This is a genomic window from Clostridia bacterium, assembly GCA_026414765.1.
Classification (GTDB): domain Bacteria; phylum Bacillota; class Clostridia; order Acetivibrionales; family DSM-27016; genus SKW86.
In genome coordinates, this window is the sequence record JAOAIJ010000019.1 from 167,201 (window position 1) to 180,771 (window position 13,571).

13 protein-coding genes are annotated in these 13,571 nt (G+C 35.5%); all 13 read left to right on the forward strand.

The genetic code is table 11. The features are described from left to right. The first annotated feature begins 20 nt into the window (after positions 1-20). Positions 21-1,094 carry a radical SAM protein gene (locus tag N3I35_07430; protein MCX8129912.1) on the forward strand — a complete coding sequence of 358 codons (1,074 nt, stop codon included), beginning with the start codon at positions 21-23 and terminating at the stop codon, positions 1,092-1,094. 10 nt (positions 1,095-1,104) lie between these two features. Then, the gene (locus tag N3I35_07435) at positions 1,105-1,947 is read left to right on the forward strand and encodes a transketolase (GenBank protein ID MCX8129913.1); all 843 of its coding nucleotides are present in this window, start codon (positions 1,105-1,107) and stop codon (positions 1,945-1,947) included. Then, positions 1,947-2,876, forward strand: a complete 930-nt coding sequence (locus N3I35_07440) for a transketolase (protein MCX8129914.1) — start codon at positions 1,947-1,949, stop codon at positions 2,874-2,876. The genes N3I35_07435 and N3I35_07440 overlap by 1 nt, the downstream gene beginning before the upstream one ends. A 28-nt stretch (positions 2,877-2,904) precedes the next feature. After that, positions 2,905-3,567: a class I SAM-dependent methyltransferase gene (locus N3I35_07445; protein ID MCX8129915.1), complete on the forward strand. Its 663-nt coding sequence runs from the start codon at positions 2,905-2,907 to the stop codon at positions 3,565-3,567. Between the two features lie 64 nt (positions 3,568-3,631). Beyond that, positions 3,632-4,831 carry a class I SAM-dependent methyltransferase gene (locus N3I35_07450; protein ID MCX8129916.1) on the forward strand — a complete coding sequence of 400 codons (1,200 nt, stop codon included), beginning with the start codon at positions 3,632-3,634 and terminating at the stop codon, positions 4,829-4,831. Between the two features lie 111 nt (positions 4,832-4,942). Further along, the gene (locus N3I35_07455) at positions 4,943-5,428 is read left to right on the forward strand and encodes a WbuC family cupin fold metalloprotein (GenBank protein ID MCX8129917.1); all 486 of its coding nucleotides are present in this window, start codon (positions 4,943-4,945) and stop codon (positions 5,426-5,428) included. Between the two features lie 58 nt (positions 5,429-5,486). Next, on the forward strand, positions 5,487-7,319 hold the full coding sequence (locus N3I35_07460) for a radical SAM protein (protein MCX8129918.1): 1,833 nt from the start codon (positions 5,487-5,489) through the stop codon (positions 7,317-7,319). Positions 7,320-7,339: 20 nt separating this feature from the next. Further along, positions 7,340-8,242, forward strand: coding sequence for a sugar nucleotide-binding protein (locus tag N3I35_07465; protein MCX8129919.1), 903 nt, complete (start codon positions 7,340-7,342; stop codon positions 8,240-8,242). 1 nt (position 8,243) lies between these two features. Further along, entirely contained in the window at positions 8,244-9,497 is a 1,254-nt protein-coding gene (locus tag N3I35_07470) for a TIGR04372 family glycosyltransferase (GenBank protein ID MCX8129920.1), read from the forward strand. 10 nt (positions 9,498-9,507) lie between these two features. Next, positions 9,508-10,395 carry a hypothetical protein gene (locus tag N3I35_07475; GenBank protein ID MCX8129921.1) on the forward strand — a complete coding sequence of 296 codons (888 nt, stop codon included), beginning with the start codon at positions 9,508-9,510 and terminating at the stop codon, positions 10,393-10,395. Positions 10,396-10,526: 131 nt separating this feature from the next. Continuing rightward, a complete protein-coding gene (locus tag N3I35_07480; GenBank protein ID MCX8129922.1) occupies positions 10,527-11,684 on the forward strand; it encodes a class I SAM-dependent methyltransferase in 1,158 nt (385 codons plus the stop codon). A gap of 39 nt (positions 11,685-11,723) precedes the next feature. Next, on the forward strand, positions 11,724-12,716 hold the full coding sequence (locus N3I35_07485; protein MCX8129923.1) for an SDR family oxidoreductase: 993 nt from the start codon (positions 11,724-11,726) through the stop codon (positions 12,714-12,716). A gap of 148 nt (positions 12,717-12,864) precedes the next feature. Continuing rightward, a partial coding sequence (locus tag N3I35_07490; protein MCX8129924.1) for a flagellin occupies positions 12,865-13,571 on the forward strand: 707 nt, incomplete at its 3' end.

The window sequence follows — 13,571 nt, forward strand, 5'->3', positions numbered from 1 at the left end:
TTTATTAGGAGACTAATCTTATGGATAGAAAAGTAACCCCATATAGCGGATTGAAAATTTTTTCTCATCACGATAAACTGAAATCTATTAAAGAAGGAAAAAGAACTGCACCCTTATATGTACGACTGAAACCGACTAATTTATGTAATCACCATTGTTATTATTGCAGTTACGCAGATAGTGAACTTGGCCTTCGTGACAGTGTTTCCCCCAAGGATCAGATCCCTTGGGAAAGGATGAGGGAATTAATTAATGATCTTGGTGAAATAGGTGTTAGGGCTGTTACTTTCAGTGGGGGTGGAGAACCTTTAGTCTACCCGTATATTGTACAATCTATGAAAATGCTTCTCGATGAGGGTATAGATTTATCTATCATAACAAATGGCCAGTTCTTAAATGGAGAAATTGCTGAAGTATTAACCAATGCTAAATGGGTTAGGATTTCTCTTGACTCTGCCAGGGCTGAAACCTACTCTCAGATTCGCAAGATTCCAATAAATGCATTCCATAAAGTGTGGGAAAATATTAAAAAATTTTCCTCCATTAAGCCGGCAAGTTGTGAGCTTGGCATCAACTTTGTTATTAATCATGAAAATGCCGACCAGGTATATGATGCAGCTTGTATGGCCTATGAGCATGGAGCTAACCATATAAAATTTGCTGCTAGGATAACAAAGGATGTAGAACAATACCATATGAGTTTTAGAGATAAAGTAGTTGATCAACTCCATCGAGTAGAGAAAGAGTTTACTGACAAGAAATTTTCTATCATTAATAAATATGAGGAAGATTTTGAACTATCTACGGCATTTGAGAGAAATTATTCCAAATGTTTTGTAAAAGAGGCTGTTTGTGCTATAGCGGCGGATAGCAAAGTATATTTTTGCCATGATAAGGCGTATGTAAAGTCAGGGGTAGTTGGAGATTTGGCGAAGAGTACATTTAAAGAAATCTGGTTCGCCCCTGAGGTTCAAGACAGATATAGAAATTTTGATCCACGTAAGGAATGCAACCATCATTGTGTTTATGATGACAGGAATATACTCCTAAATTCGTATTTTTCACTTGATGAGAATCACATTAATTTTATATAAGGTGGTTATTATGAGTTGTCAAAAAGCCGATTTGCTGAATATTGCCAAAGATCTTAGGAAAAAAATATTTAAGATGATATACAGAGCTGGGGGCGGGCACATAGCTCCTGCCTTTTCTACTATTGAAATTCTTACTGTATTGTATTTTAGCAGCATAATGAAGTATGATCCTGGAAATCCACTGGCTTCATGGAGAGATAGGTTTATTTTGAGCAAAGGGCATGCAGGTAGTGCATTATATGCGGTATTGGCTAAAGCTGGTTTTTTCAACGAGGAGTTATTATATTCTTATTGCCAGGAAGGATCTATCCTTGGCGGTCATCCCAATATGCTTGAGATTCCGGGCGTAGAGGCTTCAACAGGAGCATTGGGGCATGGATTGCTTTTCGGAACAGGTGTTGCTCTTGCAGGTAGGATAAATAATGAGGGGTATAGGGTATATACTCTTCTTGGTGATGGTGAGTGCCAGGAAGGTTCGGTATGGGAGGCTGCACTTTTTGCAGCACATCATAAGCTTGGAAATTTGACTGCAATAGTTGACAATAACAAGCTGCAGGCGATGGATGAGCTTAAGAATATAATGGAGATGGAACCTTTTTCAGATAAATGGAGAGCCTTTGGATGGGACGTGATAGAGGTTGACGGACACAATATACCTCAGTTGCTGGAGGTGTTTGGAAAGGTTAGGGCTTTCGATTCAAAGCCATGCTTAATAATAGCACATACAATTAAGGGAAAAGGACTTTCTTTTATGGAAAATATACCTATATGGCATAACCGTCTTCCCAATCAAGAAGAGATGCAGATTGTTTATAGAGAATTGGAAATTACTGCAGAGGAGCTGAATAGTTAATGAGAACTGCATACTTATCTGCATTACATCATCTGACAAAAGCGAATAAAGATATTCTTGCTCTTATTTCTGATAATGGAGCTATTGTTTATGACTGGTATAGAGCCGAATTTCCGGATAATTATTTCAATTTTGGCATATCAGAAGCTAATATGGTAGCAGCTGCTGCAGGCCTTGCAAGTTGTGGAAAGATACCTTTTGCATACACAATTTCAGGTTTTCTTACTATGAGAGCTTTCGAGTTTGTACGAAATGATGTATGTTTGCAAAACCAAAATGTTAAACTTGTAGGAACTGGTGCAGGTTTCTCATATAGTACTTTAGGACCAACACATCATGCAACAGAAGACATTACACTTATGAGAGTACTTCCCAATCTAACAATATTTTCCCCAGCAAGCCCAATGGAAGTAAGAAAGGCTACAATTGAAGCAGCTAAGATGAAAGGCCCTGTTTACATCCGTTTAGGCACTAATAAAGAACCAGAAATCTATAATTCAGATTATGATTTCATTGTAGGTAAAGGAGTCAGACTGCTAAATGGCCTCGACTTGGCGATAATTACCACAGGTTCAATTGCTTATGATGTCCTGCAAGCGGCGAGCGAGCTTCGTGAAGAAGAAATTTCTGTTCGGGTGATAAATATTCACACAATAAAGCCACTGGATAAAGAAATTATCTTAAAGGCTGCAGAAGAAACGGGAAGGGTTATTACTGTAGAAGAGCATAATATAAATGGCGGACTTGGAAGTGCAGTGGCAGAAACACTGTTGGAAGGTGGTTGTTCTTCCATTGTGTTTGAAAGAATGGGGCTTAAAGATAGTTTTTGCAAGGGTTATGGTTCCCACCAATACCTAAAAAGTTTAAATCGTCTTTCTAAGGAAGATATAAAGAGCAAGATACGTGAAGTAATAAGTAGGAAGAAATAAATAAAACTGATATATTGAAGGTGGTAATATGGCCTATATAGATTTTATTTCTAAGCTTCATAATAAAACACAGAGAGATTATATAGAAAGGGTTACAAGCGCAGACAAAGCAGAGTGTGCTTCCATTGCTAAGAAATTTGATTATGATTATTGGGATGGGGATAGAAAGTTTGGCTATGGGGGTTACCGGTATGATGGACGTTGGAGAGCTGTAGCTGAGGAAATGGCAGAGCATTATAATCTCAAACCAGGGCAAAAAATTCTTGATGTGGGTTGTGGCAAGGGTTTTCTTTTGTACGAGCTAACGCAGGTAGTACCCGGTTTGCAAATTGCAGGAGTAGATATTTCCCGGTATGCAATTGATAACGCGAAAGATGAAGTAAAACCGTTCATACAGCAGGGTCTTGCCCAGAATTTAGAGTATGTAGATAAATATTTTGATTTTGTATATTCTATTGGAACATTGCATAATTTATATGTTTTTGACCTTAAAAAAGCTGTTAAGGAGATTCAGCGGGTTTCAAAAGGGCAAAGCTATATTATGGTCGAATCCTACAGAGATGAGAGGGAAAAGGCCAATTTATTATACTGGCAGCTGACTTGTGAGAGTTTTTATAAACCACAAGAATGGGAATGGCTATATAAAGAGTGGGGATATACAGGAGACTACAGCTATATTTTTTTTGAGTAGATAATCCTTTAAATGGTGGTGAACATTAATGCTGAATAACATGTTAGAAACGGGTTGCAAAATAATGGGTAAATGTAGGGTTTGTAGCAGTAATGAAATTTATATATTTATGGAATTAGGGAATATGCCAAATTCATTCCATTTGATGTCTTCTGTAAGTGAGGAAGTATATACGCAAGACATGAGATTAAGCTATTGTGCGGAATGCGGATTTGTTTTTTTTGCTGAACCCATGCCATCTGAGGAATTGTACGGTAACTACAACTGGCCTACCTCCTACTATCCGGCATTACACTTGAAATGGCTGTGTAAAAAGATAATGTGTGAGCATTTGAGTAGTAAGGACGATTTTATTGTAGAAATTGGTAGTAATGATGGATACTTTTTAAAAATGTTTTATGATGAGGGCTATCATAATTTACTTGGAGTTGAGCCTGCCAAAGACTGTTCAGATATTGCGAATAGCAACGGCATTCACACGATTAACAGTTACTACGATAATACAGTTGCCGAAATAATTAAATCGAACTATGCAGAGCCTCGGGCAATTATTTGTAGGCATGTTATTGAACATGTATGGGATATTGAAAAATTTGTTACCAGTATTTGTTCTATTATTACAAAGGATTCAATTTTTGTTGTTGAAATCCCGAGTTTTGAAGTAATATCTGAAAAAGGAGACTTTACTTCCCTGTGGGAGCAACATGTAAATTATTTTTGTCTGGAAACGATCTCGAGGGTGTTTAATAGATGTGGATTATTTGTTGAGGAGCATCATATTATTTCGTTTTCATGTGGGTCTTTACTATTGTTTGTTAAGCTAAATGAGCAAAAAAATAATATTGTGAATAGAAATGATTTAGCACAATGCTTTAGAAAAAAGGCAAGGGGTAATATAGATACTTTAAATTCATATTTAGGTAGTATCAAGGATAATGGCGGGAGTATTGCAGCATATGGTGCAGGAAGCAAGGGGAGCTGCCTGCTCAACATATCAGGTGCATATAGACATATAGATTATATTGTTGATGATAACCCTAAAAAAATTGGACTTTTTCTTCCGGGATCAAAGATTCCTATTCTTTCATCCGAGGCTTTATATAAAGAAAACAAGCCCGATTATTGTATTATATCTCCACTTAACAATAAAGAGAATGAGGTTGGCATTCTAGATAAGCATAAAAAGTATACTGAGCTAGGTGGAAAGTTCATTGAGCTATTTCCTAAGGATTTTAGAAATTCCTTATTTATTGAGAATACTTAAGATAATAAAAAATCTATAGGAAGTAACACTTCAAGCTAATACTAAAGCATAGTTTTTGTTATTTTAAATTATAGTAAGTGTGGTAAGTAAAGACACGTAGGGGTGGTAATTTTGAGAGGAAATCTAGTAAAGCTTTCTTCTGGAAGAGTAAAAAGCTTTAAGTATGGAGATTTCGAGGAACTAAAAAACTTTGTAACGACCAATCCAGGGAAGAGTGCAAGAATATGTATCCATAATGGGAATGATGATTTGCTTCACCAAATGATTATAGTTCATAGAAGAGGTAACTATATCAGGCCCCACAAGCATGAATTCAAGTCAGAGTCCTTCCAGTTGATTGAAGGTGCTCTGGTTGTTTTTATATTCAATGACAATGGTGAAGTAATTGACAAAATCAATATGAGTGTAAATGAAAATATTGTTTTTAGAATTGAAAGAAATATTTGGCATACGATAGTTCCTACCAGTGAGTTGGTAGTATTTCATGAAATTACTAATGGGCCATTTACTGGAAATAATGACAGTATTTTTCCAGATTGGGCACCTCAATGCGGTGAGCATAACAAAATTGATATGTTTATGAAAAACCTGAACTAATATTTTTGAGTATAGTTTACTGCTATCAACAAGGAATATTTTTATGGAGCAGAGAGATATGATATTCGAAGAGTATTGTGCAAGTGTATCTAAAAAATATATAAGTAATAATAGGATATTATTTATAAACCCTCCCCAGTTTGATACAAGAAATTTTAGTATGGAAATTGCGAAAAAGAGGGGATATTATATCTACCCTCCTACAGGACTTCTTTTTCTTTCTTCAGCGCTAAAGGATTTTGATATTGATATACGGATATGTGACTTGAATTTTGAAATTCTGAGGAGAGCTATTGACGCTGAAGAATACAATGATGAGTGCTGGAAAGAGATTATTGATGAGTCAGTTCGTAGCTTTAAACCTTCTGTTATTGGTGTAAGCTGTATGTTTTCACATATCAGCCATGTCTACGAAAATGTAATGGCATATGTTATTGGCATGGAGGAATATTGTGTTTTGTCAGGTGGGCCACATGTAACGTTTGAGCATAAGGATTTATTGAATAAGGGGCTGTGTCATTTCGCGATGGTACATGATGGAGAATCAAAAATCAGATACCTTGTAAATCAGCTTTTTTCACTGGGGCAGCATGTGCAAACAACGGATGGGATATATTTTAAAGTAAAAAATGAAATAAGGGTAAGTGAGGGAATAACTTTTGACTCAAATGAATCTGATATCGATTTAGATATCAGCAATTCATACGAGTTAATTGATATTTCTCAATACTGCAAATATGGCTCGCTTAACCAGTTTTCCAGGATAATTGGCATGGATAATGTATTTACATCTGTTTCGATGAATAGGGGATGTAGGGGACACTGCACATTTTGTTCTGTCCGGACTCTTCTTGGTAAAAAAATCAGGAGTCGCAGTGTTGAATCTATAATAAGCGAACTAAAATATCTAAAAGAAAAAAAGAGTTTGCAGCATTTTGATTGGCTTGATGATGACTTGCTTGCTGATAGAGCAAGGTGTATACATCTCTTTGAGAGGATGAAGGAGGAAAAGTTAGACCTCAAGTGGTATGCTAATAATGGGCTGATAGCAGCCTCTTTAGATGATACTATGCTAAAAGCAATGTCAGAATCAGGGTGTGTAGGATTTAAGCTCGGTATTGAGAGTGGCAATGTTGAAGTACTTAAGAAAATTAGAAAACCTGCGACAATAGAAAGCCTTCTTAGAGCGTCGAAGCTTATAAATAACTATCCAAAGATTTTTACTGCAGGGAACTATATAATAGGTTTTCCTGATGAAACCTTTAGTCAGATGCTCGATACCTTTATTTTTTCAAACAGAATGAAGCTTGATTGGTCAGGTTTTTATATATGCCAGCCTTTGAAAGGTGCGGATGCTTTTGATAGTTTTGAATCAATTGGTGATGAAAGGTGTAGGGAAAAACCTGATTATTACATCCCTAATAAAGCGATAGAGGGCTACTATAAAAAGAAAAATAAGGAAATTGCCAGCGGATTGGATATATTTGATTTAGATAAGAATTTTATTGTTTCAAAGGAACAATTAGATGAGATATGGTTTGTGTTTGGGTTTATAACCAATTTTATTAATAATAAGAATTTGAGAGAAGGAAGCATCGACAAATTTTCTAATTGGGTTAATGCAGCTTCTATGGCGTATCCTTTTGATGCAGGAATGACAGTGTTTCTTTATGTAGCAAACATGCTTGAAGGAGATATTGAAAGAGCGAACGGATATTATCAAAGGACGGTTAAAATACTTGATTATTCAGAATACTGGAGAAAAAGGTTCGAGCAATTCAACCTTGATGTATTAGTAAATAGGAAGGATTTGGATAGAAATTCTATAAAAAACTGCTTAGTTTCAATTATGCATAAGGTTGAAAATATAATTGGCGTATCATTAAATTAATTACTAATTGAGGGTTTAGAATGAGGATTTTAGTTATTGGGGCATCCAGCTTTATCGGAAGAGAAGTCTATTTTTATGCTAAACAACAAGGCCATTGTGTGCTAGGAACAAGATATAGCTCTAAAGATGATGAGCTTTTATACTTTGATTTATTTACGCATGATATTGAGGATGTTATTCCGGATTGGTTTGTTTCAGTGAAGGAATCTTTATATTGTATTATTTGTTCTGCCATACCTAAGATAGATAAATGTAAAATGAATTTAGAGTTAAGTGAAATGCTTAATGTTACAAAGACAATTAAAACTGTAGATAGCTTGTCTAGGATGGGATTTAAAGTTGTATTCCTTTCATCAGAGGCTGTATTTGATGGGGAAAAAGGCTACTATAATGAGAATGATAGAGTTAATCCCGTTAATGAATATGGGAAACAGAAAGTTAAGGTAGAAACCCATATACTCTCATTTTATCCGAAACATCTTATTTTCCGGTTAAGTATGGTAGTATCATCGAAAGTGGCTAAAGGGCACTTATTCTATGACTGGTATAACAATATTGAAAAAAAACTTCCGATAAAATGTATAAGGGGACAGATATTCTCTCCTACAGATGTCGAAGACGTTGCGAAGGGGATACTTATAGCATTGGAGAAGGATTTAGAGGGAGTGTATCATCTAAGCAATCCGGAATTTTTCCTGAGAGATGAACTTGCGAGGCTTTTTATTCTACAATCCAGATTAAATGTAATGATTGATGTATTAGACATGGAGAAATTTAAGTTTTTTGATAAAAGGACTCTAAAAACTTATCTTGATGGCAGCAAATTTACTAATCGGACAGGTTTTTGTTTTAACTCTATAAGTAATATTATGCATAACTTTTGGAGCAATACAACAGGAAAAAAGCTTATTAAGGAGGATTGACGTGGTAGATAGCTATTTAGAACTGAACTTAATTTTTGAGGAACTAAAGGTATTAAGCGTTTCAGAGCTAATATCAATAGATTCAGGTAAAATAAATAGGATTATCAGAAAGTATGCCAATAAAATTTATATAGTTCCAATGGTAACCTATAGGATAGGGCATCTGGCGCTCAATACAGAGGATTTTCTGAGATACCACTATCACCATCTTGAAGAATACAAAGCACGGAAAGAGCTTGTAGTACTTGTTGATAATAATTTCATTGGTGAGGTAAGTAATCTCCAATTGTTTGAGATGGTTAAAAGGCGGATTCCTGTAATAAACAGAACGTTTTTTGCAGTAATTATTGAATTGGCTAAAAATGATCCTGATTTATGGAGTATAGATAACTCACCCTTATTTTATTCTTGGCTTAGGAACACTAGTGAATTCTTTAATGCTCCCCCACAATTATGGTTTACCCCTGAAGAGGAAACAAAAGGTAGGCGACTCCTGCAGGATATGGGTATTGAGCCTGATAAGCCTTTTGTATGTTTTCATAATAGAGATAGTGCGTATTTGGACTACTTGAACTCTAAAGTGGATTGGTCATATCATGATTATAGGGACAGTGATATTGAAAATTATTTGCCGGCTATCAATTATCTTGTACAACAGGGATACTATTGTATCAGAATGGGCCAAAAAGTAAGCAAATCTATTGAATTTGGCAGCTCAAAAATAATTGATTATGCATCAGAGTACAGATCTGATTTTGGGGATATATATTTAAGTGCAAAGTGTAGTTTGTTTCTGGGAAGTGGCACAGGCATAAGTCATGTCTCAACTATTTTTAACAAACCTTGCTTAATGACAAATATGATACCAGTAGTGTTTTCCCCTAATCCAGTTGTTATTCCATCCGGATTTGAAAATATTTTGCCTGTGATATATAAAAAATGTTGGTATTCTGAAGAAAAAAGGTTCCTGACATTTAAAGAACTTTTGGTTTCACAAATGCATAATTGGGGAAATCATACTGAGAACTACCGTAAGTTGGGAATAGAAGTTGTCCAAAATTCTCCTGAAGAAATCCTTGATTTCACAATAGAAATGCATAGAAGGATAAGTGGTACTTGGGTTGAAACTCAGGATGATATTGAATTACTGGATAAGTTCTATCGGTTATTTAGCAACAACAAGGGAGAATGCTGTTTCCCATATACTCGCGTTGGCAGTACGTTTATCAAGAAGAATAGTTTCTTACTGGAGTGAGGTGAAATTTATGGCTAATGTACTAATATCCTTTCGGTATGATGTTAAGGATAATTGTGGGTATGAGAAAGCTTTAGTTGATTTTGAAAACAATGATTATATAGTTTACGACTATAATGTTTCCGGGCAAGAATTTTCGATAGAGACGCTGTATTATGCAGTACAGGATATTAAAGATAAACATAGAGGTTCTTTAGATAGGATAGCTGTAATTTCTAATATTCGCTATGCAATTTTTATTTGGTATAGATGTTATAATTATCTTGTTAATGATTACATATACTTCATTGATGAATCAGGCCTGGACATTATTGGGGGGCGAAGCAATTTAATAAAAAACCTTTCGGATTTATCTGGGATCGGTAGTGAGACAATAGTAGGGAAAATTTATATTCATTTGACTTTTAGCAACCATACATTAATGCTAAAGACACTAATTCAGAATTATAACTTTAAATATTTTTCTTCACTTGATATGTATGATTTCAAACACTTTAAAGATAAAGATATAAATAAAAAAATTTACTCGTTAGAGAATGATTTTTTTACTTTTGAACCTGATATAGATATTAACTCCCCAGATAATGAAATAGTAGATTTATCAGTATCTGAAAGCACTATTGATATCAGCGAAAATTTCTTTAAAGAATTAATTTCCTATAATACTTTATTTTTTTGCATAATATGCTGTGGCTTATATGAACACACATCGAAGGATGTTTTGCAAATAATAACTGACTCGTTAAATGGTATACGTAAATCTATTGATTTTGAAAAAGATAATAAAATAATTGAGTCTATCACTAATTTTATACACAATAATAAAATAAAAATAAGCGATAAAGTCTTTTTGTTTTATATGATCTCTGTATTAAAAGGGACTCCCTGGGAATTCTAGAAAACAGTATGGTAAATTATTATTAGAGCAAAGACCTCAATAATTAATAGTTATGTATGTATTGATTGTTTATGTAAACTTTACATTGCTGGGCAATACTCTACTCAAACTTTGAAGGAAGGATTTTTTAAATGGATAAAAGTAATACCTCAGATAATCCATACATTTATTTTTATGGGGAACATAATGTTTCACCAGTGCGTCAGGACATTAGTGATATTACACAGCATTATATGAGACGTGAAGGACTTTATCGTTCTTTAGGAATACCTCCATTTGTATTTAATGGTAAGAGAATGCTTGAGGTAGGTCCTGGAGGGGGATATAATTCTTTATATTTCCTTAAAATGGGGGCAAGACTAGATCTTGTGGAACCAAATCCCAAGGGACAAGAAGAGATTATGCATTTATTTCATCAGCGAAACATAGAAAAAGCAAGATGGAAACTTCATAATACTGTCATTGAGGATTATTGTCCTGAACAAAAGTATGATATTGTGATAGCTGAGGGGTTTATATCCGGGCTTTTGCATAGGAATAAAGTGATTGAAAGGTTATCTGATGTAGTGAGCAATGGTGGGGTGCTAGTTGTTACCTGTGCCGATGAAATCAGCCTTTTTTTTGAATATTTGAAAAGACTTGTTGCATGGAAACTTATTAAAAAAGTCAATGAGTTTGAGGATAAAATAAGAATTTTATCAAATGCTTTTTTAACACACTTGTCCTCCCTAAGCTATGCTACTAGGCCAATTGATGATTGGGTAATAGATACCCTAATTAACCCTGCAATATGCTTTAACTCGTTTAGCATTGCTGATTGTATTAATGAATTTGGAGATAATTTTAAATTTTTAGGCAGTTCACCGGATATGTTTACAAATTACTCATGGTATAAGGATACTGACTATAATACAAATGAAAATGTTTTAAAGCAATTTTATTCTAAGCGGCATTTATTATTTATTACTGGTATAAAAGAAAGTGAAAGGGCTAAAGAGAGTAATGAAAAGTTACTGACAATGGCATCCGATTTTAGGCAAATAGTTTTAAAAATAGAAACAGAAGGTTGTCCGAAGGGGCATTGGGATATAGCAGTTCAATTGCTAAAACATTTACAGGCTATAACAGGTGACATTGACATAAGAATTCCCCAAATTATTGAAGAGGCTTTACTTCTTTTAAATGATGGTGAACTTAACAGTGAGAAGGTTTCCAAGTCTAAGAAATTAGTTGAAGCTTTTGGTAGGGGACAACAGTACGTTAGTATGGTAAAAAATGTATTTAGTTAATGGATACGATAAAAAATAGCACGAAAGGTAGGTAAAACCGTGAACTTAATAGTAACAGGAGGATGTGGATTTATTGGCTCACATTTGGTAGACAGGCTTCTTTCGGAGGGGCACTCTGTAACAGTAATTGATAATTTGAGTACAGGCAGGCCGGAAAATCTGCAGCACCAAAAGAACAATCCGAACCTAAAAATTATTATTGAAGATATAACAGATTTTAAAGCAGTAACACAATATTTTGAACAAACAGACTGGGTTTTCCACCTGGCAGCTTTGGCAGATATAGTGCCATCAATACAGATGCCTGAGCAATATTTCAGGTCAAATGTAGACGGTACCTTTTCTGTATTGCAGGCCGCAAAAGAAGCAGGAGTCAAAAGGTTCATATACGCTGCATCTTCATCATGCTACGGAATTCCAGATATTTATCCGACACCGGAGACTGCAGAAATAAGGCCACAATATCCATATGCCCTTACAAAGAATCTTGGTGAGCAGCTTGTGATACACTGGGGACAGGTCTATAAACTGCCTGTTGTGTCATTAAGATTTTTTAATGTATACGGTCCAAGATCAAGAACTTCGGGGACATATGGTGCAGTACTTGGGGTGTTTCTTGCCCAAAAGCTTGCAGGAAAGCCTTTCACAATAGTTGGTGACGGTAATCAGACAAGGGACTTTACCTATGTAACTGATATTGCTGATGCGTTAGTTACAGCGGCAAAATCGGATGTAACAAATCAAATATTCAATGTAGGCAGTGGAGGTACTTATTCGATAAACCATCTTGTTGAACTTCTGGAAGGAGAAAAATCCTACATACCTAAGAGACCAGGAGAGCCGGATTGTACTTTTGCCGATGTTACGAAAATACAGAATGAGCTTGGGTGGAAGGCAAAGATATCTTTTGAAGAGGGTGTGAGGAAGGTACTAGAGAACATTGAGCTTTGGAAGAAGGCCCCTGTGTGGGATGCAGGAAGTATAGGTGAGGCCACAAAGGACTGGTTTAAGTATTTAGGTGACAAAAAATAAAATCCTATTAAGTAATCTTATAGGTTTTCCGATATATTTTATACAATAAGAAAAAATTTACTCATCAGCCGGCCAGGAGTAAATTTTTTCCTGTTTTCCTTTTCCAGGCATGGATGCCGGGAACCAATCTAATCAAGGAGGAGATTTTATGAGAATCAATAACAACTTAATGGCGTTAAACGCCCACAGGCAGTTAAAGACAAATTCAGCAGAGCAGGGTAAATCACTTGAAAAGCTTTCATCAGGCTTCAGAATCAACAGGGCAGGAGACGATGCAGCAGGTCTTGCAATTTCTGAAAAGATGAGAGGTCAGATCAGAGGTTTGAACCAGGCATCAAGAAATGCTCAGGACGGTATATCCCTTATCCAGACGGCAGAAGGTGCTTTAAATGAAACTCATTCAATCCTTCAGAGAATGAGAGAACTTGCTGTTCAATCTTCAAATGATACTTATGTTACTGTAGACAGGGAAAATATTGAAGCCGAATTGAAGCAGTTGGGGTCTGAAGTTAAGAGGATAGCAGATAAAACCCAATTCAATACAAAAAACTTGCTGGATGGCAGTATTTCTGCCGGTAATACTGCAACATTCCTTATTGGAGCAAATAATGGAGAATCTATAACACTTACAATTGATCCTATGGATGCAAGTGCACTTGCAGTGAGTGTTATGGTCGCAAGTACTACTGCTACTGCTCAGGCAGCTATTACTACTATTAACACAGCTATAGGTACTGTATCAACACAGAGAGCAAATCTTGGTGCTATCCAGAACAGGCTTGAGCATACTATAGCAAACCTTGATACTGCGGCAGAAAACCTGCAGGCATCAGAGTCCAGAATACGTGACGTAGA